We start from the raw sequence: 19,748 nt of genomic DNA, 5'->3' as shown, positions 1-19,748 counted from the left end.
ATGAGCTGGGTGCGGCCGATCGCGCGCGGCTGGGTCGTGCGCGGCGAGGTGCCCGGCCCGGACGTCGACGAGTTCGCCGAGCCGGACCGCGTACTCGCCGCACTGGCGGACCCCGCCGCGGCGACCCGGTCCCTGCTCGCGGTTCAGCATCCACACCGGACTCCGCAGGCGGTCGCGGCAGGACGCGGTGTCCTCGATTCGTTGCCAGTGGCCAGGAACACGCTGCGGGTGATGTTGCGCACGGCGTACCGCGAGGTGTCCGATGTGGTCGCGCCGTACGAGGTCGACGGCCCGGACGGCACGGCGTGCGGTGTCCTGTGCATGGTCGACCCCGCCGCGGTCGACACGGGGCGGGTCCGCCACAGCGAGGAGGTCTACCCGGAGATCGTCGAGGAGCGGGCGCGCGTGCTGGCGGGTCTGGGCTACGCGACGAGCGCGGCGATGCTGGTGCCGGTCGGTGACCGGGACGAGCTGACCGGAGAAGTCCGCGCCCACACGGCGAACCACGCGCCCGCGGTCTCCACAGTGGACTCGCGAGGCCGTCGTCACCGCCTGTGGCTGACCGGGGACACCTCGCTGCTCAGCACCGTGGAAGCGCATCCGCTGATGGTCGCCGACGGCAACCACCGCGTCGCCGCGGCGGCACGGGCGGGCGGGCTGCTGGCGCTGGTGACGTCCGGCCCGGCGTTGCGGATCGGTGCGTTCCACCGCGTGCTGACGAACACCGGCCTGACGGCGGCGGACCTGGCGCGAGCGTGGCGCCGAGAGGGCCTGGGGGTCGAGGAGATGGCGGAAGCCGCATCTCCGACCGAACCGGGCACGGTGGTGGTCCGCTGCCGCGACACGTCCTTGGTGGTGACTCTCCCGCCAGGCCTGGACCACGCGGTGGTGGAGGAGACGCTCCTGTCGAAGGCGCTGCACCTCGACCCGGAAGGCGAACACGTGCACCCGCTGCCCGCGGGCCGCACCCCACCGCCGAACGCGGACGCGGTGGTGGAGGTGGCGCCGGTCCTGCTTACCACGGTGCTGGCCGAACACGCGGCGGGCCGCCGCATGCCCCGCAAGAGCACGTACTTCACGCCGAAGCCCAGAAGCGGCCTGCTGTTGGCGGACCTGAACGCCCAGACGAGCTGACTGAACACGCGAGGGCGCGAACCCCGCGCAAACCGGAGCAAGCCGAGCCCGTGGCCTCGCGAAACGCGGCTTCAACTCGCAGAACGGCCGCTACGCAACCCCACCCGAACCCGGGGGCGTCCCGCCTTGCCAGTTTACCACTGTCCCCTGTTCGGGGTGGGCAAGTCGATCTTGCCTGTGGATAACTCAGGCAGCTGTGGACAACTCAGGCGGTGGCCGGGCGCAGGCGGGTGATCGCGAGGCGGGCGATCGGTTCGATGAAGCGGGCCGCGAGGGGACCCAGCACGGCCATGATCAGGACGTACGCGGTCGCCAGCGCGGCCAGCTGGGAGTCCACCGCGCCCGTCGACACCGCAAGGCCCGCGATCACGATCGAGAACTCGCCCCGTGCCACCAGCGCCGCACCGGCCCGGGCGCGGCCCAGACGGCCGATGCCCTGCCGTCTCGCCGCCCACCAGCCGGTCGCCAGCTTCGTCACGGTCGTGACCGCCGCCAGGGCCAGCGCGACGCCCAGCACCGGCGGGATCGTCGACGGCACCGTGTTCAGGCCGAACACCACGAAGAACATCGCCGCGAACAGGTCTCGCAGGGGCTCCAGCATGCGGGTCGCGTTCTCCGCCGTGGAGCCCGAGATCGCGATGCCCAGCAGGAACGCGCCTACCGCCGCCGACACCTGCAGTTGCGACGCAAAGCCGGCCACCAGCAGCGCCGCACCCAGCACACGCAGCAGGAACACCTCGGGATCGGGGCTGTCCACGATCGCCGACACGTACCGGCCGAACCGCAGCGCCAGCAGCAGCACGACCGTCACCACGGCGAGCGAGATGCCGATCGCCGTCAGGCCGCCCAGCAGTGTCGCGCCCGCCAGGAGCGCCGTCAGGATCGGCAGGTAGACGGCCATCGCCAGGTCCTCGAACACCAGGATCGACAGGATCACCGGTGTCTCGCGGTTACCGAGTCTGCCCAGGTCACCGAGCACTTTCGCGACGATGCCCGACGACGAGATGTACGTGACGCCCGCCATCGCCAGCGCGCCGATCGGGCCCCAGCCCAGCAGCAGGGCCACGGCGACACCCGGCGCCGCGTTCAGCACCAGGTCGACCAGGCCCGCGAGCCACGACCGTTTCAGCCCGGTCACCAGCTCGGCCGCCGAGTACTCCAGGCCCAACAGGAGCAGCAGGAGGATCACGCCGATCTCGCTCGCGAGCGACGCGAACTCCTCGATGCCCTCCAGCGGGATCAGCCCGCCGCTGCCGAACGCCAAACCGCCGAGCAGGTAGAACGGGATGGGGGAGATGCCGATCTTCCACGCGAGTCTGCCGAGTACGCCCAGCCCGAAGAAGATCGCACCGAGTTCGATCAGCGCGATTGCGGGTGTGTGCATCGGCCGCTACCCGTGGTTCAGGACATCCGCCGCCTTGGCGAGTCCTTCCTTGGTACCGACAGTGATCAGCGCGTCGCCGCCGCCCAGCATGAAGTCGGGGCGGGGCGACGGGTGGACCGTGCCGGCACGGACCACGGCCACGACCGAGACCGCGGTGCGGGAGCGCAACGCTGTGTCACCGAGCGTGCGTCCGTCGTAAGGGGATCCGGGCACGAGTGGTAGCTGTTTGGTGTTGACGCCGTCCAGCTCGTCCTGCAGCTGTGCGACCAGCTGCGGCGCGCCGAGCAGGCTCGCGAGCGCGCCTGCCTCGTCCGGCGTGAGCGGGATCGATGACGTGCAGGTATCCGGATCGTCCACACGCGACACGATCAGCTCGGACCTGCCGTCGCGGTAGGTGATGACGCCGATCCGGCGCCCCTGACGCGACACGAAGTCCTGACGCGTTCCGATCCCTGGCAGCGGAGTCACCTCGACGTTCACCACACCAGGGTAACGCCATCCTCTACGTCTTTCTTCCACCGGCTCGTGGACCTAGTGTGACGGTCTCGATCACCCACGTCCCGGAGGCACCGCATGGCCGGCCGCACCAAGTTCATCCTCGACGAGTCCGACATGCCGACGGCCTGGTACAACATCGTGCCCGACCTGCCGGCGCCGCCCCCGCCGCCGCTGCATCCCGGCACCGGCGAGCCGATCGGCCCCGAGGACCTCGCACCGCTGTTCCCCCAGGCGCTCATCGAGCAAGAGGTGAGCACGGAGCGCTACATCCCGATCCCGGAAGAGGTGCAGGAGGTGTACCGGTTGTGGCGGCCGTCGCCGCTGTTCCGGGCGCACCGCCTGGAGAAGGCGCTCGGCACGCCTGCCCGCATCTACTACAAGTACGAGGGCGTCAGCCCGGTCGGCTCGCACAAGCCGAACACGGCGGTGCCGCAGGCGTACTACAACGCGCGGGAGGGGGTCAGCCTGCTGACCACCGAGACCGGCGCGGGACAGTGGGGGAGTGCGCTCGCGTTCGCCTGCGCGCAGTTCGGGCTGGAGTGCGAGGTGTGGCAGGTCCGCGCGTCGTACGACCAGAAGCCGTACCGCAAGATGATGATGGAGACGTTCGGGGCGACCGTGCACCCGAGCCCGTCGGACCTCACCGAGGCGGGCAAGGCGATCCTCGCCGCCCACCCCGACTCGACGGGCAGCCTCGGCATCGCGATCAGCGAAGCGGTCGAGAAGGCGGCGGCCAACCCGGAGGCCAGGTACGCGTTGGGCAGCGTGCTCAACCACGTGCTGCTGCACCAGACGATCATCGGTGAGGAGGCGCTGCGCCAGTTCGAGATGGCCGGTGACACACCCGACGTGATCGTCGGCTGCGCGGGTGGCGGCTCGAACCTCGGCGGTCTCGTGTTCCCGTTCCTACGGGAGAAGCTCGCCGGCAAGATCGCACCGGAGATCAGGGCCGTCGAGCCCGAGGCCTGCCCGTCCCTCACGCGCGGTAAGTACGCCTACGACTTCGGTGACACCGCGGGGCTGACGCCGCTGCTGAAGATGCACACCCTCGGTCACGACTTCATCCCGGATCCGATCCACGCCGGTGGGCTCCGGTACCACGGGATGTCGCCGCTGCTGTCGCACATCGTGGAGCTCGGCCTGGTCGACGCCGTGGCGATCGGTCAGAACGAGTGCTTCGCGGCGGGCGTGCGGTTCGCGCGTGCGGAGGGCATCATCCCGTCGCCGGAGCCGACGCACGCGCTGGCCGAGTGTGTACGAGAGGCGTTGCGCTGCAAGGAGACGGGGGAGGAGAAGGTGATCCTGACCGCGCTGTGCGGGCACGCGCACCTCGACCTGCCCGCGTACGCGAGCTACCTGGCCGGCGGCATGGTCGACCGCGAGCTGACGGACGCGGAGCTGTCGGCGGCGCTGGAGACGATCCCCGCGCGGTAGTCGCGCGGGTTGGCCTCCGGCCCCCGGATTCCAGCGTACCGGCGGGCACCGACAATTCCGTGGCTGTGGACAGGTTCCTGTGGACAGCCCGGGATTGTCGGTGGCTTGCCGTAGGCTGGATAACCGGGGGGCCGTCACCGGTACAGCTGGCGCGCGATGATCTCTCGCTGGATTTCGCTCGCGCCCTCGTAGATCCGGGGGGCTCGGATTTCCCGGTACAGGTGCTCCAGCAGGTGGCCCTCTTCCAGTGCCCGCGCGCCATGCACCTGGATCGCCACGTCCACCGCGCGCTGGGCCGCTTCCGTCGCGAACAGTTTCGCCATCGCGGACAGGTGGCCGGTGCGTTCCGCGCCCGAGTCGTACGCCGCCGCCGCGTCGTGGATCAGCAGGCGGGCGGCCTGCAGGCTCGTCGCCACGTCCGCCAGCTGGTGTGACACCGCCTGGAAGTCCTTCAACGGCTTGCGGAACGCCTCCCGCTCGGATGTATGCGCTACCGCCGCGTCCAGGGCCGCCTGACCCATGCCCAGCGCGAACGCGCCCACGCTCGGCCGGAACATGTCCAGCGTCCGCATCGCCACCCGCCAGCCGCCGTCCACCTCGCCCAGGACCGACGTGGCGGGGACGTACACGTCCTTGAAGTGCAGGCGGCCGATCGGGTGTGGCGACACCAGCCGCTGCCGGGTACCGGTCAGGCCAGGAGCGTCACCCGGGACCGCGAACGCCGTGATGCCACGGGCGCCGTTGTCGCTCGTTCTCGCGAAGACCGAGTACACATCGGCGTCCGGGGCGTTCGAGATGAACACCTTCTCGCCCGCCAGGCGGTAGCCGTCGCCGTCCGGAGTGGCTGCCAACGTCAGCGCTGCCGCGTCCGAGCCCGCTCCCGGCTCCGTCAGTGCGAAGCCCACCGCCGCCTCGCCCGCCGTGATGCGCGGCATCCACGCGTCCACCACGGACTTCTCGCCTGCCAGCAGGATCGGGTACGCGCCGAGGCCCTGGAGCGCGAACGCCGTCTCCGCCTCCGTGTTGTGCCTGGCCAGCGCCTCGCGGATGACGCAAAGGTCCATCGCCGAGGTCCGGGGGAACAGCCTGCCCAGCAGGCCGTGCTCTGACAGCGCTTTCAGCAGCGGCCGGTTGATCCGGCCCGGTTCCCCGGCGGCGGGCAGCCCGGCCGCCACCTTCGACGTGTGGTCACGCAGTTCCTGGTGCGCGGGCGACAGGTGCGTGTACGTCACGGGACCACCGCCGTGCCGACCAGTTCGATCTTCGCGGCCTCGTCGAACAGTTCCGCCACGCCCAGGAGTGCCACGGCGGGGTAGTGACGGCCGAAGTGCTTGCGCCACAACGGGCCCAGCTCCTTGAGCGCCGCGCGGTACTCGGCCACCGCCGTCGTGTAGATGATCAGCGACACCAGGTGGTCCGGCGTCGCGCCTGCCGCGCTCAGTGCCGTCACCACGTTGCCCGCGGCTCGGTCGAACTGCTCCGCCATCGTCGCACCCACGATCGCGCCGTCCTGGCCCTGCGCGGTCTGGCCGCCCAGGTACACCGTGCGGCCCGGCGCCGCGACCACCGCGTGCGCGAAGCCCACCGGTTCGGCGAGGCCCGGCGCGGTGACGATCTCGTGCGCGCTCATCGGCCGGTCCACTGTGGACGACGACCCGCCGACCACGCCGCGTAGAACTCCGCGTGGTCGTCGCTCTTCATCAGCAGCGCCTGCGTCATCGCCTCCAGCTCGATGCTGCTGCCCAGGTCCATGTCCAGCTCGCGCGTCAGCAGGACCTTCGTCGTCGAGTACGCCAGCGCCGGGCCGTCCGCCAGCCTGCGGGCCAGCGTCGACGCCTCCTCGGCCAGCGCCGCGTCCGGGACCACCTTCGTCGCCAGGCCGATGCGGTCCGCGTGCGGCGCGGCGACCTTGTCACCCAGGATCAGCAGCTCCGTCGCCCGGCCAAGGCCCACCAGCCGGGGGAGCAGGTACGCCGAACCCATGTCCGCGCCCGCCAGGCCCACCTTGGTGAACAGGAACGCGAACGACGCCGACTCCGCCAGCAGCCGGAAGTCGCTCGCCAGCGCGATCACCGACCCCGCGCCCGCCGCGATCCCGTTGACCGCCGCGATCACCGGGAGCGGGCACTCGCGGAGCGCCTTCACCACCGCACCCGTCATGCGGGTGAACTCCAGCAGTTGCGCCGGCGCCATCTTCTGCAGCTCGCCGATGATCTCCTCGACGTCGCCGCCCGAGCAGAACCCGCGGCCCTCGCCGGTGAGGACGACCACGCGTGCGTCGCCGCGGTGCGGCAGCTCGGCCAGCAGGTCGCGCAGGTCCGCGTACACCTCGAACGTCAGCGCGTTCAGCTTGTCCGGCCGGTTCAGCGTGACGGTCGCGACGCCGTCGGTCACCGACAGGTCGAAGTGCTTCCACTCGTCGGTGAAACCGGGCGAAGCCCGGAAGGGACTCATGTCTGGAGACCTCCTCCATCGAGAACGATCGTCTGACCGTTGATCGCGGCCGCCTCGGGTGCGGCGAGGAACGCCACCGCGAACGCGACCTCTTCCGGCTCCAGCAGCCTGCCCAGTGGAGACATGTCCGCCACGATCCGCTCACTGTCCTCTTCGGACCGTCCGGTGGACGCCGCGATCCGCCGTACGGTCGTCGCCGTCATGTCCGTGCGCACGAACGTCGGGCACACCGCGTTCGACGTGACACCGGTGCCGGTGACCTCCGCGGCCACCGCGCGCATCAGTCCCACCGCCGCGTGCTTCGACGCCGAGTACGCCGCCGTGTACTTCTGCCCGGCGAGACCGGCCGTCGACGCGACCGTCACGACCCGCCCCCGGTTCCGTGCCCGCATGCCCGGCAGCACCGCCCGCGTGCACAGGAAGACGCCGGTCGCGTTGACGTCCAACTGCGAACGCCAGTCGGCCACACTGGTCTTCGACAGCGGCGCGCTCGTGGCCACCCCCGCGTTGTTGACCAGCACGTCGACCTCGCCGAGCGACCCGAACACCTCGGCGACCGCCGCCTCGTCGGTGACGTCGCAGTCGGCCCGGCCCAGCGCCACCACCCGGTCGCCGAGGTCGGTGAAACGCTTCGCGATCGCCGCGCCGATGCCGCGCGTGCCACCCGTGACCACCACGAGCCTCATGACATCGTCCGCAGCGCGCGCCGGTCCAGCTTGCCGTTCGTGGTGCGGGGCAACGAGTCCACGAACACGACCTCCTGCGGGCACTTGTGCCCGGCGAGCCGCTCCCGCACGTACGCCCGCAACGCCTCACCGGTCACGTCGGCGCCCGGCCGTGGCACGACGTACGCGCGGGGCCGGGTCAGACCGTCCACCTCGAACCCGGTGACACCGCACTCGAGCACGTCCGGATGTCCGATGAGACAGTGCTCGATCTCGCTCGGCGCGACCCAGATGCCGCCGGACTTCAGCAGGTCGTCGGCGCGGCCGTGGTAGGTGAAGAACCCGTCGGCGTCGCGGCTGAACAAGTCTCCCGTGTGGACGGTGTCGCCGCGGTAGGTCGCCGCCGACTTCTCCTCGTCCCCGAAGTACTCCAGCGCGACCGTACCGCCGCTCACCTCGAGCACGCCGACCGCGCCGTCCGGCACCGCGGCGCCCGCGTCGTCGACGACCCGCGCCGAGTAGCCGGGCACGACCTGCCCGCAGCTGCCCTGCCGCGCCGCGCCCGGCCGGTTGGAGATGTAGATGTGGTACGCCTCCGACGACCCGATCCCGTCGACCACCTCGACGCCGAACGCCTCGTCCCACTTGCGGTGCAGCTCCGCGGGCAACGCCTCACCGGCCGAGGTGCACAGCCGCAGCGAACTCAGGTCCTGCGCGGCCGCGGCCGGGTGGGCCACCATCGCGCTCATCATCGTCGGCACGTTCACGAGGATCGTCGGCCGGAACCGCGCGATCAACTCGAAGAGCTTCTCGGCCGTGGTCCGTTCCGGGAACGCGATCCCGGCGCCGCCCACGCCGAACGGGTACAGCGCGGTCAGGTCGCGTGCGTAGCCGAAGAAGAGCTTCGGCACCGGCAGCACGATGTCGTCCTCGGTGATGCCCAGGACGCCGAGCGCGTAGGCCTCGTGGCTGACGATCGGGCTCGCCGCGGTGTGCACGCAGGCCTTCGGCGCGCCGGTGCTGCCGGTCGTGAACTTCCAGATCGCGATGTCGTCCCGGGTGGTGTCGGCGGTCGCGAGCGTGTCCGGCGCCTGGGCCACGAGTGTGGTGAAGTCGTGTTCGCCGGGACGGAGGTCGGTGCCGCCGACCACCAGTACCTGACGGTCGTCAACTCCCGCTTCGCGCAGGAGGTCCAGCGTGACCGGGTCCGCGATCACCACGGACGCGCCGGTGTAGTCGAGGAAGTAGCGGTAGTCCTTGGGCTGCAGGAACGTGTACACCTCGGCCGTGACCGCACCGATCTTCTGCGCCGCGTACCAGGTGGCGACGAACTCGATGCCGTCCGACAGCGCGAGCAGCACCCGCTCACCCCGCCGCGCACCCAGGTCGACCAGCACGTTGCCGACCCGGTTCACCAGCGCGGCCAGCTCGGCGTACGTGGTCGCGCCGTCCGGTGTGTACAAGGCGACCCGCTCGCCCCTGCCGAGCGTCAGGTTGCGGTCGACGAAGTGGTCGGCGACGTTGAACAGGGTCATGGCGCCCCCTCGCAGGCTCCGTGGCGCCATCGGACTCGTCGATTCGCTCCGCAAGCTCCGCTCATGCCACCTCCCGGATGGTTTCGACGAGCAGGTCGGTCAGCGTGTCGAACGTGGACTGTCCTTCCGCGACGGACGCGCCTGCGGGATCACCGCAGTACGCGCGGTCCATGCCCATCGCGACGAAGTCCGCCTTTCCGTCGGCCATCGCGGCCGGGAGGTCCACGGGGACCGGCGGCAACGTTGCCGCCGTCGTCGTGTCGACCAGTTCCGGGTGGTCGGCCAGTACCAGCGACGTCTCGTACTGGCCCGCGTGGCAGGCGCCGGTCCGGAACTCGTCGGTCAGCCGGGCGGCGTTGTGCCTGCGCACGAGGTCGAGATAGGCGACGCCGGCCTCGGTGGTGGCCTTCCGCAGCGTGGCGACGTGCGCGGGCTCGAAGTGGTTGTTCACCACCACGATCCGCGAGAACCCCTGCGCGACCAGCGCTCCGCACACCTCGGTGACCAGCGCGTGCAGCGTCGCCTCGCTGACCGAGACCGCGCCGGGGAACGCCGAGGCGAACCGGGTCACGCCGTAGTTCAACGGCGGCAGGACCAGCACGTGCACGTCCGGGTCACCTGACAGCCGTTCGGCGGCCCGCCGGCACATGCCCGCGGAGATGAGCTCGTCCGTGCCGAGCGGTGCGTGTGGACCGTGCGGCTCGACCGCGCCGACCGGCAGCAGCAGCACCAGCCTGCGCGAACCTGACAGCAGTTCGGCCACCTGCGGCGACGTGAGGTCGGCGAATGCGGTCACAGCTGCTCCAGCGGCGTCGGGGCGGGCTCGAACAGGCACAGGTCCGCGCGGCCGGCGGCGACGACCGTGTTCACCTCGTCCGGGGTCGTGAGGTACCCACCGACCATTGTCGGCACCCCGGCTTCGTTGCGCACCCGGTCGCTCAGCGTGGTCAGGTGGCCGCGCCGGTACTCGGGCCGCGAGTTCGGGGTCGTGTGCCCGGCCCTGACGTGGATCAGGTCGACGCCGTGGTCGGCGAGCGCACGCGCGTACGCGATGCCCTGCTCGACGGTCGTGCCGCCCCGTGCCAGGTCGGTGACCGTGAGCCGGGCCGCGAGCAGCCCCGGCCACACCGCGCGCACCGCGTCCACAACGGACAGTGGGAACCGCAGCGGCTCTCCGCCGTACTCGTCGGACCGCCGGTTGGTCAGCGGCGACAGGAAGCTCGCGAGGAGGTGGCCGTCGGCGAGGTCCAGTTCCACGGCGTCGAACCCGGCGTCTCGCGCGCGTTCGGCCGCCGAGGTGAAATCGGACCTGACACGGGTCAGGTCCACCTCGGACATCTCGGCGGGGACGGCGCTGGACGGTGTGTACGGCAGGGGAGACGCCGACAGCAGCGGCCACCCGTCCCGCAGCGGCACGTCCACGCCACCGTCGGCGCGCGTGCCGCCCCGGCGGCCCGCGTGCCCCAGCCGTACGCCTGCGAGTGCGCCCGCGTCGTGGACGTCCTTCACGACCGCGGCCCACGAGTCGTCGAGCAGCGGAGTCGCGGGCGAGACTCGGCCGTCCTCGGCGACCGCCACGAACCCGGTCAGCACCAGCCCCGCACCCGCCCGGGCGGCCTCCGCGAGGTCCGATGTGGACCGGACCACCCGGTTCCGCAAGGTCGCACCGTTCACCCGCAGCGGCGCGAACATCGGCGGCGGCGCGACCGCGCCGGGCACGAGCGGTGCCCCGGAAGCGTTTGCGGCGAACCACGCGTCCAGCACCCGGGTGAACCGCGGGTCCCGCTGCGTCAGGTTCGCATGGCTGATCCGGCCGCTGCGGGTCAGCAGGTTCGCGGCGAACTGGATGGGCGCCAGCCCGAGGTAGCTGCCCACCCGGCCGAAGTACGCCGCGCTGTCCCCGGCCGCCTGCTGGAACCGCTCCACCACCGGCTGCCGCTCCAGCTCGTAGTCCACGAGTGCGGACTCCACATCGGACGGATGGCGTACGAAAGCGTTTGCGAGCGCGATCGCGTCCTCCATCGCGAGCTTCGTGCCGGACCCGATCGAGAAGTGCGCGGTGTGCGCCGCGTCGCCGATCAGCACGAGGTTGCCGTGGTGCCAGGTTTCGTTGCGCACCAGCGGGAAGTCCAGCCACACCGACTTGTTCGACATCAGCCGGTGCGTGCCCAGCTCCTCGGCGAACAGCGCCTGGCAGAACGCCATGCTGTCCTCTTCGGACATCCGGTCCAGGCCGGCGCGCCGCCACGTCGCCTCGGTCGTCTCCACGATCCACGTGCTCGTGTGCTCGTCGAACGGGTACGCGTGCACCTGGAACAGCCCGTGTTCGGTGTCCTTGAACACGAAGGTGAACGCGTCCAGCACGAGGTCCGTGCCGAACCACACGTACTTGCAGCCCTGCGGTGTCGACGACGTGCCGAAGTCCGCGCTCCGCCGCAGCGTGCTGTTCGACCCGTCCGCGGCGACGACCAGGTCCGCCGGTTGCGCGGTGGACACCTCGGTGCCGAACTCCAGCGACACACCCAGCTCGCGGCACCGCTCCTGCAGGATCGCCAGCAGGTGCGTGCGCCTGATCGCCGAGAACGTGTGCCCGGACGAGCGCAGCACCTGCCCGCGGTAGCGGATGTCGATCGACGTCCACCGCGCGAACGAGTCGGTGATCTCCAGGTAGGTGGCGTAGTCCGCGTCCCGCAGCGCGCCGAGCGTCTCCTCGGAGAACACCACGCCCCAGCCGAACGTGGCGTCCGGCGCGTTGCGCTCGGTGACCGACACGTCGTGCCCGGCCTTGCGCAGCAGGATCGCCAGGTACAGCCCCGACGGCCCGCCGCCCACGACCGAGACCCGCATCAGGACACCGCCTCGGCCAGCCGGTCCAGGTCGTCGAGCGACGCGACGGTCGGGTAGAGGATCAGCTCGTCGCAGCCCTCCGCCTCGTAGCCGCGCACGAAGTCCCGCACGGCCCGCGCCGAGGTCAGGTTCCCGGCCGCGATCTTCTCGGCGAACGGCCCGGTGAACGCGTAGTAGTCGCGAAGGTAAACGCTGCCACGGTCCGGGTCGCCGAACGCGAAGTACCCCTGACCCCACAGCACCGGTTCACCCGGCCGCTCCAGGTCCCGCCACGCCGCACGCGCCCGGTTGGCCGCCGACCCGAACGCCTTGGGCGGCCCGCCGCCATGCGCGTACCCGTCGGAGTAGCGCGCCATCCTGGTCAGCGCGGCCCCGCTCGAGCCGCCGACCAGGACCCGCACCGGGGCGCGACGAGGGCCGATGCCCGACTCGTCCAACTGGCCGCGCAGGAAGGCGAGCTGCTGGGACAGCGTGGCTCCGCGTGCCTTGTGGTTCACCCCGGCCGCCGCGTAGTCGTCACGCCGCGCGCCGACACCAAGACCCAGTGTGAACCGCCCGTCTGAAAGCGCATCCACGGACAGTGCCTGCTTGGCGAGCAGCGCGGGGGAGCGCAGCGGGCCGATCGCGATGTTGGTGGCCAGCCCGATCCGGGACGTGACCGCCGCGGCCGCCGACAACGCGGCGAACGGCTCGATGCTGTCGTAGACCAGGCGGTCGAGGACGCCGAGAGTGCTGAACGGCCCGCCCTCGGCCCGGCGCGCCCACTCGACGAGCACCTCGCCCGAGATGCCCGGAATGGTGTTCGGAAGTCCGACGCCGACCTTCACCCACGACACATTACGGTTGACCCCGCTGAGGCGTCAACTATGCTGCGGAGGTGACCTTTTCGCCCGCCCCACAGGACCTGGTGCTGACGCTGCTCGGCGCGCACCACGTCCCGCGTGAGCGCGGCACCGTCTGGTCCGGCGGCATGGTGCGGCTGCTCGGCGAGTTCGGCTTCACCGAGGGCGCCGCGCGGGTCGCGCTGAACCGGCTCGTCGCGCGCGACCTCCTCAAGCCGGCCAAGAACGGCAGGCACGTCCACTACGCGCTCACCCCGAGGACGGTGACCGTGCTCGCCGAAGGTGACCAGCGGATCTTCACACTCGGTGAACGACCGCGCACCGAGACGACCTGGACCGTGCTGTGGCACTCGATCCCCGAGGGCCGCAGGCTCGCCCGCACCCGCCTGGTGAGCAGGCTGCGGTTCCTCGGTTTCGGCTCGGTGCAGGACGGCACGTGGCTCGCGCCGCACGACCGCGAGAAGGAACTGGCCGCACTGCTCGCCGAACTGGACATCGCCTCCCACGCCGGGGTCATGCTCGGCAGACCGGCGACCGCCGTCGACTTCGGCGCGTTCGTCACCCGCGTGTGGGACCTCGACGAGCTTTCCGCGCGGTACCGTGACTTCGTCGATCACTTCCGGGACCACGAGGTCACCGACGACCGCGCCGCGTTGTTGCTGCGCACCCGGCTGGTACACACGTTCCGCGAGTTCCCGACACTCGACCCGGAGCTGCCGGAGGACCTGGTTCCAGCACCCGAATGCCGGGCCGAGGCCCTTCGCCTGTTCCACGACCTGTACCCGGCGCTGGCCCCCGCGGCCCAGCGCCACTTCGACGAGGTGACCGCGCCATGACCGCTTCCGTCCCAGGTGGACAGTCCGCAGCACTGACCTACACGTCGTACCTGGCGCTCGACGAGATCCTCGGCGCGCAGCGGCCCCGGTCCGACGAGCACGACGAGATGCTGTTCATCGTCATCCACCAGGTGTACGAACTGTGGTTCAAGCAGCTCCTGCACGAGCTGGGGCAACTGCAGCGCAGTCTGGAGAAGGGGGACACGGCCCACTCGACGCGCACGCTGCGCCGCGCGCTCACGATCCTCAAGGTGGTCGTCGCGCAGATCGACGTGCTGGAAACAATGACCCCGCGCCAGTTCACGAGCTTCCGCGAGCGCCTCGACGAGTCCAGCGGCTTCCAGTCCGGGCAGTTCCGCGAGCTGGAGGCCGTGCTCGGGCGGCGCGACAAGCGGATGTTGTCGCCGTACGACAAGGACTCCGACGCGTACGCGCGCATCACCGCGGCCATGTCCCGGCCCGCGGTGTTCGACTCGTTCCTGCGGTACCTCGCGGGCGCCGGTTACGACGTCCCCGCCGCGGAGCTCAACCGGGACGTCAGGACACAGTGGACCGAGTCCGAGGCGGTGCAGGACGTGCTCGTGCAGGTCTACGCCGACGACTCCGGTCCGTCCACAGTGGCCGACCTGCTCGTCGACCTCGACGAGGGCATGCAGGAATGGCGGTACCGGCACGTGAAGATGGTCGAGCGGACCATCGGCAGCAAGTCCGGCACCGGCGGGTCGGCGGGCGCCGCGTACCTGCGCACCACCCTGTTCAACGCCGTGTTCCCCGACCTCTGGGCCGTCCGGAGCCAGCTGTGACCACACTGGCCGCGCTGCGCGCCAACCCCAACGCGCTGTCGGTCCACTATGGACGGTTCGGGGTGGCCGATCGCCTGCTGCTCACCGGGCACTCACACCAGGCGTGGCCGGATGTCGCGCTGAACGGCCAGGTCGAGGCGTTCACCGACGCGTCCACCGCCGTCGACGCCAAGTGGGACCTCGCGTTCGCGAAGGCCGAGCGGCTGCGGCAGGCCTACCGGGACCTGCTCGGCGACGGCGACAGGGACACTGGCGGCGACATCGCGCTCGGCGCCAACACCCACGAGCTGGTCGTCCGCTTCCTCTCCAGCCTGGACCTGCGGGCCCGGCCCAGGCTCGTCACCACCGACGGCGAGTTCCACACGCTGCGCCGCCAGCTCGCCCGCCTCGCCGAGGAGGGTGTCGAGGTCGTGCGGGTCGCGGCGGCACCGGCCGAAACGCTCGCCGAGCGGCTCGCGGCGGAGGTCGACGACCGCACGGCCGCGGTGCTCGTGTCGGCCGTGCTGTTCGAGACCTCGCGGATCGTGCCCAGCCTCGACGGTGTCGGCGCGGCCTGCCGGTACCAGGGCGCCGAGCTGCTCGTCGACGCCTACCACGCGCTCGGCGTCGCGCCGTTCTCCATGCGCGGGCTCGAGTCCGCGTGGATCACCGGCGGTGGCTACAAGTACCTGCAGCTCGGTGAGGGCAACTGCTTCCTGCGCCTGCCGTCGCACGCGCAGGACCTGCGCCCGGTGATCACCGGCTGGTTCGCCGAGTTCGAGGACCTGACGTCGAAGGCGTCCGGGCTGGTGGGCTACGCGCCGGGCGGTGACCGGTTCGCCGGCTCCACCTACGACCCGACGAGCCACTACCGGGCCGCCGCGGTACTCGACTTCTTCGCGTCACACCAACTCACGCCGTCGTTCCTGCGCGAGGTCTCGCTGCACCAGAACGGGTTGCTCGCGTCGCTGTTCGACGACCTCGACGCTTCTCCCGACGTGATCACCCGGGACCGGTCGGCGCCGCGCGAGGCGTTCGGCGGGTTCCTCGCACTCACCGCGCCCGCGGCGGGGAAGCTGCAGGAGAAGCTCGCCGAACGTGGCGTGCTGACCGACAGCAGGGGCGACAAGCTCCGGCTCGGACCCGCGCCCTACCTGTCGGACTCGCAGCTCGAGGCCGCGATCGCCACGCTCGGCGAGGTGCTGCGCTAGCCGACCAGCACCTTGCCCACGTCGGCGGACGGGGCGAGCCAGCCCGCGTACAGGCTCTGCACGCGGCTGCGTTCGGTGGAGTTCGGGTTCGGGTTGGTGCAGGACACGCCCGCGGAGCTACCCGACATGAGGCTGGAGCACGGGCCCGGCTTGCGGTCCGGCAGCCCGAGGATGTGGCCGAACTCGTGGGACGCGATGCGGACCACGTTGTAGCCGTCGTTCACGGCCTCGCGGCCCATCCACACGGTGCCCCGGCCGCCGGGACGCACCGGGCCCAGCGTGGCGCGCGGCCACCCGTTGTCGGCGATGACCTGCACGTCGGCGCGCTGACCGGCCGCGGCCTTCACGATGCGCACGTTCGTGACGCTGGCGTTCCAGATCGCGACGCCCTGGGCGACGGCGTTCACGAACTCGCCGGCCTGGGCGTCGCTGTAGGTGATGGTCACGACCGCGGCGTGGACGTCAGCGGCCGCCTGCGGGGCGGTGCCGGCGACCAGCGCCGCGGTCGTGGAAACGGTGGCAAGCAACCCTATGAGTGCTCTGCGGAACACGGTTACCTCCAGTTATTGCAGGGTAACTGGAGGTTAACCCTCGCCCGCCGGTGTGTCAGGAGTCACCAGTTACCGTTCGACGAGCACGGTTCCCTTGTGCGGCGCCGAAATCCTGCCACCCGCGTAGTTCGCCTCGACCGCCGCGATCTCCTCGGCGTTCGGGTTCACGTTGTCGCAGTCGACGCCGCCGGTGCTGCCGGACATCAGGCTCTCGCACGGACCCGGCTTCACGTCGGGCAGCCCGAGGATGTGGCCGAGCTCGTGCGACGCGATCCGGACCAGGTTGTAGCCGTCGTTCACGGCCTGCCTGCCGTACCAGACCGTGGCGCCACCCTCACCGGGGAAGAACGGTCCGAGCGTGGCCTGTGGCCAGCCGTCGTTCGCGATGATGGTGATGTCGGCCTCGGTACCTGGCTCGGCTTTCTCGAGCCGCACGTTGCTCACGTGCGTGTTCCACACCTCGGCACCAGCCGCGACCACGTCGACGAACTCGGCGGCCTGGCTGTCGTCGTAGGTCAGCACCACGGCGGCGGTGCTGACCTGGGCTTCCGTGGTTGCCGCCGCCTGCGGCGCAGCCACCCCGACCAGCCCGAGCAGTGCCACCGCCACCCCGAGGACGGTTCGCCGGAACATGTGTCTACCTCCTTCGGTTGACTTCTTCGGACGCTAGGTGCGCAGGTCAGCGCTTCGGACCGGCTGATGGTCGTGAACAGTTGCCACCTGGCAGAATGAACATGGACTGAACTGACCTCGAGGAGGCAAGCGCGGTGCAACTGGGCGAGCTGCGTGGTGTGATCGCGCTGGACGGCCCGTCGGGGACCGGGAAGTCAACGGTGGCCCGCCGCCTCGCCGACGCACTGGGCGCGGGGTACCTGGACACGGGCGCGATGTACCGCGCCGTGACGCTGGCCGTGCTGCGGTCGGGCGTCGCCACCGACGACGAGGAGGCGGTGCTCAGCATCGCCGAGAACGTCGACCTCAAGGTCAGCACCGACCCCAACCACCAGGAGACACTCCTCGGCGGGGACAACGTCGGCACCGAGATCCGCGGCCAGGCCGTGACGCTCGCGGTGTCGGCCGTGTCCGCGGTCGGCGGGGTCCGGACGCTGCTCGTCGCGCGGCAGATGCGGATCATCGCGCAGGTGTGCGAGGAGCGCGGCGGGATCGTCGTGGAGGGCCGGGACATCGGCACGGTCGTCGCGCCGGACGCCGCGCTGAAGGTGTACCTGACCGCGTCCGCCGACGCCCGCGCGCTGCGGAGGTCGTTGCAGGACAGCGCATCCGGCCGGGACGTGTCGGTCGACGACACCCGCAAGGACGTCAACCGCCGCGACCAGCTCGACTCCGGCCGGGCCGTGTCGCCGATGCAGCCCGCCGACGACGCGGTCTGGCTCGACACCACCGACCTCGACCTGCAGGGCGTGCTGGACGAGATCATGGTGCTGGTGGACGAGCGCGACCTGCGTGGGGTGGCAGCCGGCTGGTGAGCACGCTTCCCCCCGGCGCGGTGCCGTGGGTGCACGACTTCGGGCGCTGGCTCGGTACGTGGCTGCACCGGTCGACGTTCCGGATTCGGATCCACCACCGGTCACGCGTGCCGGCGACCGGTCCGGTGGTGCTGGTCGCGAACCACAGCTCGTTCGTCGAGCCGCAGGTGCTGTTCGGGATGGTGCGCAGGCGCGCGGTGTTCCTCGTGAAGGCCGAGCTGTCGCAGGGTGTCGCCGGACACGCGTTCCGGTGGCTCGGCCAGATCATGGTGCGGCGCGGTGTCGCCGACCGGGAGCCGATGATGGCCGCCGTCGCGGTGCTGCGCGCCGGTGGACTGGTGGGCATTTTCCCCGAGGGCACAAGGGGAAGCGGCGACGTGGCCCACGCGGAACAGGGCGCGGCGTGGCTCGTGCGCATGACCGATGCGGTCGTGCTGCCGGTCGCGACGCGCGGCACGTACCGGCCGCCCGGCGCGCGGCGGAGGTTCCGGCCTAAGCTGGACGTTCTGGTAGGGGAGCCGTTCCGGCTGTCCGTCCAGCGTGGACGCACGGGCCTCGTCGCCGCGACAGAGGAAATTCGCAAGCACCTGGCGGACCTGGTGCGTGAACTGGATGAGCAACGCAATGACTGAGCTGGATGGCACCTGGGCCGAGGAGTCCGACTGGACCGCGGTCGACGAGGAGTTCGGCCACCCCGACGACACTGACAGCGAGCCCCCACAGCCCGTACTGGCTGTGGTCGGCCGCCCGAACGTGGGCAAGTCGACCCTGGTGAACCGCATTCTCGGCCGCCGCGAGGCGGTCGTACAGGACAAACCGGGCGTCACCCGCGACCGCGTCGCCTACGACGCCCTGTGGAACGGCCGCCGCTTCACCGTGGTCGACACGGGCGGCTGGGACCCGAAGGCGGACGGCCTGCAGGCGTCGGTCACCGCACAGGCCGAACTGGCCATGCGCACCGCCGACGCGGTACTGCTGGTGGTCGACGCCTCCGTGGGCGCGACCACGACGGACGAGGCGGCGGCCAGGGTCCTGCGCCGCTCCGACAAGCCGGTACTACTGGCCGCGAACAAGGTGGACGACGACCGCCTCCTGGCCGACGTCGCCTCCCTGTGGTCCCTGGGCCTCGGCGAACCGTTCCCGGTGAGCGCCCTGCACGGCCGCAACTCCGGCGACCTGCTCGACGCGGTGCTGCACGCCCTCCCGGCGACGCCCAAGGAGGCCTTCGGCGCCGCCCGCGGCCCGCGCCGCGTGGCGCTGGTGGGCAAGCCCAACGTCGGCAAGTCCAGCCTGCTGAACCGCCTGGTAGGCGAGGAACGAGCAGTGGTCGACGCGGTGGCGGGCACCACGGTCGACCCGGTGGACTCGATGGTCGAGCTCGACGGTGAGGTCTGGCAGTTCGTGGACACCGCCGGCCTGCGCAAACGCGTCAAAACAGCGAGCGGCATGGAGTACTACGCCTCGCTGCGCACCAGGGCCGCGATCGAAGCCGCCGAGGTGGCGATCGTCCTGCTGGACGCCTCGGAACCGATCACGGAACAGGACCTCCGGGTCCTCACGATGGTCGTCGACGCCGGCCGTGCCTGCGTCCTGGCCTTCAACAAGTGGGACCTGGTCGACGAGGACCGCCGAAACCAGCTCACAAGAGAGCTGGACCGAGGCCTGGTCCGAGTCCCGTGGGCGGAACGCATCAACGTGTCGGCCCTCACCGGCCGCTCGGTCCGCAAACTCGCCCCGGCCCTCCGCACCGCCCTGACCTCGTGGGACCAGCGAGTGTCGACCGGCCAGCTCAACTCCTGGCTGTCGGACCTGATCGCCGCGACCCCACCACCCGTGCGCAGCGGCAAGCAGCCGAAGGTCCTGTTCGCGACCCAGGCCCAAACCCGGCCACCGACATTGGTGCTGTTCACGACGGGTTTCCTGGAAGCGGGCTACCGCCGGTTCATCGAACGGCGCTTCCGCGAACAGTTCGGCTTCACGGGCAGCCCCATCCGGCTGTCGGTCCGCGTGCGGGAGAAGCGCCCCCGTAAGAAGTGACGGCGGGCGTACGCTAGGCTGATCGCGCACCTCCTCGAAGAGGAGATGCGG

The 19,748-nt window shown here is 71.0% G+C and carries 20 protein-coding genes; 8 read left to right on the top strand and 12 right to left on the bottom strand.

The window, feature by feature from the left end:
- Entirely contained in the window at positions 1–1,134 is a 1,134-nt protein-coding gene (locus FHR82_RS43925) for a DUF1015 family protein (RefSeq protein WP_184816654.1), read from the top strand.
- Between the two features lie 205 nt (positions 1,135–1,339).
- Here the strand turns inward: FHR82_RS43925 and FHR82_RS43920 are convergent, their stop codons facing one another.
- On the bottom strand, positions 1,340–2,518 hold the full coding sequence (locus tag FHR82_RS43920) for a cation:proton antiporter (RefSeq protein ID WP_184816653.1): 1,179 nt from the start codon (positions 2,516–2,518) through the stop codon (positions 1,340–1,342).
- Between the two features lie 6 nt (positions 2,519–2,524).
- Positions 2,525–2,998, bottom strand: a complete 474-nt coding sequence (locus tag FHR82_RS43915) for a cation:proton antiporter regulatory subunit (RefSeq protein WP_184816652.1) — start codon at positions 2,996–2,998, stop codon at positions 2,525–2,527.
- Between the two features lie 93 nt (positions 2,999–3,091).
- Here FHR82_RS43915 and FHR82_RS43910 point away from each other — a divergent pair, with 93 nt between their 5' ends.
- Positions 3,092–4,450 (top strand): TrpB-like pyridoxal phosphate-dependent enzyme, encoded by a 1,359-nt coding sequence (locus FHR82_RS43910; protein ID WP_184816651.1) that lies wholly within the window; start codon positions 3,092–3,094, stop codon positions 4,448–4,450.
- A 134-nt stretch (positions 4,451–4,584) separates the two neighbouring features.
- On the opposite strand, the gene FHR82_RS43905 is transcribed toward FHR82_RS43910, so the two are convergent.
- The 8 genes from FHR82_RS43905 to FHR82_RS43870 all read right to left on the bottom strand — a co-directional run bounded on the left by FHR82_RS43905 (position 4,585) and on the right by FHR82_RS43870 (position 12,778).
- The gene (locus FHR82_RS43905) at positions 4,585–5,682 is read right to left on the bottom strand and encodes an acyl-CoA dehydrogenase family protein (RefSeq protein WP_184816650.1); all 1,098 of its coding nucleotides are present in this window, start codon (positions 5,680–5,682) and stop codon (positions 4,585–4,587) included.
- A complete protein-coding gene (locus FHR82_RS43900; protein WP_184816649.1) occupies positions 5,679–6,080 on the bottom strand; it encodes a RidA family protein in 402 nt (133 codons plus the stop codon). The genes FHR82_RS43905 and FHR82_RS43900 overlap by 4 nt, the downstream gene beginning before the upstream one ends.
- Positions 6,077–6,904, bottom strand: coding sequence for an enoyl-CoA hydratase family protein (locus tag FHR82_RS43895; RefSeq protein WP_184816648.1), 828 nt, complete (start codon positions 6,902–6,904; stop codon positions 6,077–6,079). Before FHR82_RS43895 ends, FHR82_RS43900 begins: the two co-directional genes overlap by 4 nt.
- Entirely contained in the window at positions 6,901–7,590 is a 690-nt protein-coding gene (locus FHR82_RS43890; protein ID WP_184816647.1) for an SDR family NAD(P)-dependent oxidoreductase, read from the bottom strand. The genes FHR82_RS43895 and FHR82_RS43890 overlap by 4 nt, the downstream gene beginning before the upstream one ends.
- Entirely contained in the window at positions 7,587–9,104 is a 1,518-nt protein-coding gene (locus tag FHR82_RS43885) for a benzoate-CoA ligase family protein (protein WP_184816646.1), read from the bottom strand. The genes FHR82_RS43890 and FHR82_RS43885 overlap by 4 nt, the downstream gene beginning before the upstream one ends.
- A 61-nt stretch (positions 9,105–9,165) precedes the next feature.
- Positions 9,166–9,900 carry a creatininase family protein gene (locus tag FHR82_RS43880; RefSeq protein WP_184816645.1) on the bottom strand — a complete coding sequence of 245 codons (735 nt, stop codon included), beginning with the start codon at positions 9,898–9,900 and terminating at the stop codon, positions 9,166–9,168.
- Positions 9,897–11,951, bottom strand: a complete 2,055-nt coding sequence (locus FHR82_RS43875) for an oxidoreductase (RefSeq protein ID WP_184816644.1) — start codon at positions 11,949–11,951, stop codon at positions 9,897–9,899. Before FHR82_RS43875 ends, FHR82_RS43880 begins: the two co-directional genes overlap by 4 nt.
- The gene (locus FHR82_RS43870; RefSeq protein ID WP_184816643.1) at positions 11,951–12,778 is read right to left on the bottom strand and encodes an LLM class flavin-dependent oxidoreductase; all 828 of its coding nucleotides are present in this window, start codon (positions 12,776–12,778) and stop codon (positions 11,951–11,953) included. The genes FHR82_RS43875 and FHR82_RS43870 overlap by 1 nt, the downstream gene beginning before the upstream one ends.
- Positions 12,779–12,828: 50 nt before the next feature.
- Here FHR82_RS43870 and FHR82_RS43865 point away from each other — a divergent pair, with 50 nt between their 5' ends.
- Genes FHR82_RS43865 through FHR82_RS43855 form a run of 3 tightly spaced genes read left to right on the top strand, consistent with a single transcriptional unit; the run spans position 12,829 to position 15,622 of the window.
- On the top strand, positions 12,829–13,629 hold the full coding sequence (locus FHR82_RS43865) for a PaaX family transcriptional regulator (protein WP_311771583.1): 801 nt from the start codon (positions 12,829–12,831) through the stop codon (positions 13,627–13,629).
- A complete protein-coding gene (locus FHR82_RS43860) occupies positions 13,626–14,432 on the top strand; it encodes a tryptophan 2,3-dioxygenase (protein WP_184816642.1) in 807 nt (268 codons plus the stop codon). Before FHR82_RS43865 ends, FHR82_RS43860 begins: the two co-directional genes overlap by 4 nt.
- A complete protein-coding gene (locus FHR82_RS43855; protein WP_184816641.1) occupies positions 14,429–15,622 on the top strand; it encodes an aminotransferase class V-fold PLP-dependent enzyme in 1,194 nt (397 codons plus the stop codon). Before FHR82_RS43860 ends, FHR82_RS43855 begins: the two co-directional genes overlap by 4 nt.
- On the opposite strand, the gene FHR82_RS43850 is transcribed toward FHR82_RS43855, so the two are convergent.
- Positions 15,619–16,149, bottom strand: coding sequence for a snapalysin family zinc-dependent metalloprotease (locus FHR82_RS43850; RefSeq protein ID WP_221465062.1), 531 nt, complete (start codon positions 16,147–16,149; stop codon positions 15,619–15,621). The genes FHR82_RS43855 and FHR82_RS43850 overlap by 4 nt on opposite strands.
- Positions 16,150–16,242: 93 nt before the next feature.
- Entirely contained in the window at positions 16,243–16,806 is a 564-nt protein-coding gene (locus FHR82_RS43845) for a snapalysin family zinc-dependent metalloprotease (RefSeq protein WP_184816639.1), read from the bottom strand.
- A 134-nt stretch (positions 16,807–16,940) separates the two neighbouring features.
- On the opposite strand from FHR82_RS43845, the gene cmk reads away from it, so the two are divergent.
- From cmk to der, 3 genes are read left to right on the top strand one after another with little or no spacing between them, the layout of a single operon-like run.
- Positions 16,941–17,660: a (d)CMP kinase gene (gene cmk / locus FHR82_RS43840; protein ID WP_184816638.1), complete on the top strand. Its 720-nt coding sequence runs from the start codon at positions 16,941–16,943 to the stop codon at positions 17,658–17,660.
- Positions 17,657–18,292, top strand: a complete 636-nt coding sequence (locus FHR82_RS43835) for a lysophospholipid acyltransferase family protein (RefSeq protein WP_184816637.1) — start codon at positions 17,657–17,659, stop codon at positions 18,290–18,292. Before cmk ends, FHR82_RS43835 begins: the two co-directional genes overlap by 4 nt.
- Positions 18,285–19,697 (top strand): ribosome biogenesis GTPase Der, encoded by a 1,413-nt coding sequence (gene der, locus FHR82_RS43830; protein WP_184816636.1) that lies wholly within the window; start codon positions 18,285–18,287, stop codon positions 19,695–19,697. The genes FHR82_RS43835 and der overlap by 8 nt, the downstream gene beginning before the upstream one ends.
- Positions 19,698–19,748 lie beyond the last annotated feature (51 nt).

The organism is Actinophytocola algeriensis (assembly GCF_014203735.1).
Taxonomy (GTDB): Bacteria; Actinomycetota; Actinomycetes; order Mycobacteriales; family Pseudonocardiaceae; genus Actinophytocola; species Actinophytocola algeriensis.
Note: the sequence above shows the minus strand (reverse complement) of the source record. Positions and strands in the feature narration are given on the sequence as shown.

Coding starts and splice junctions, on each gene's coding strand:
- FHR82_RS43920 (WP_184816653.1), bottom strand. CDS start 2,518: ATGCACACACCCGCAATCGCGCTGATCGAACTCGGTGCGATCTTCTTC.
- FHR82_RS43925 (WP_184816654.1), top strand. CDS start 1: ATGAGCTGGGTGCGGCCGATCGCGCGCGGCTGGGTCGTGCGCGGCGAG.
- FHR82_RS43910 (WP_184816651.1), top strand. CDS start 3,092: ATGGCCGGCCGCACCAAGTTCATCCTCGACGAGTCCGACATGCCGACG.
- FHR82_RS43875 (WP_184816644.1), bottom strand. CDS start 11,951: ATGCGGGTCTCGGTCGTGGGCGGCGGGCCGTCGGGGCTGTACCTGGCG.
- FHR82_RS43890 (WP_184816647.1), bottom strand. CDS start 7,590: ATGAGGCTCGTGGTGGTCACGGGTGGCACGCGCGGCATCGGCGCGGCG.
- FHR82_RS43895 (WP_184816648.1), bottom strand. CDS start 6,904: ATGAGTCCCTTCCGGGCTTCGCCCGGTTTCACCGACGAGTGGAAGCAC.
- der (WP_184816636.1), top strand. CDS start 18,285: ATGACTGAGCTGGATGGCACCTGGGCCGAGGAGTCCGACTGGACCGCG.
- FHR82_RS43885 (WP_184816646.1), bottom strand. CDS start 9,104: ATGACCCTGTTCAACGTCGCCGACCACTTCGTCGACCGCAACCTGACG.
- FHR82_RS43845 (WP_184816639.1), bottom strand. CDS start 16,806: ATGTTCCGGCGAACCGTCCTCGGGGTGGCGGTGGCACTGCTCGGGCTG.
- FHR82_RS43860 (WP_184816642.1), top strand. CDS start 13,626: ATGACCGCTTCCGTCCCAGGTGGACAGTCCGCAGCACTGACCTACACG.
- FHR82_RS43900 (WP_184816649.1), bottom strand. CDS start 6,080: ATGAGCGCGCACGAGATCGTCACCGCGCCGGGCCTCGCCGAACCGGTG.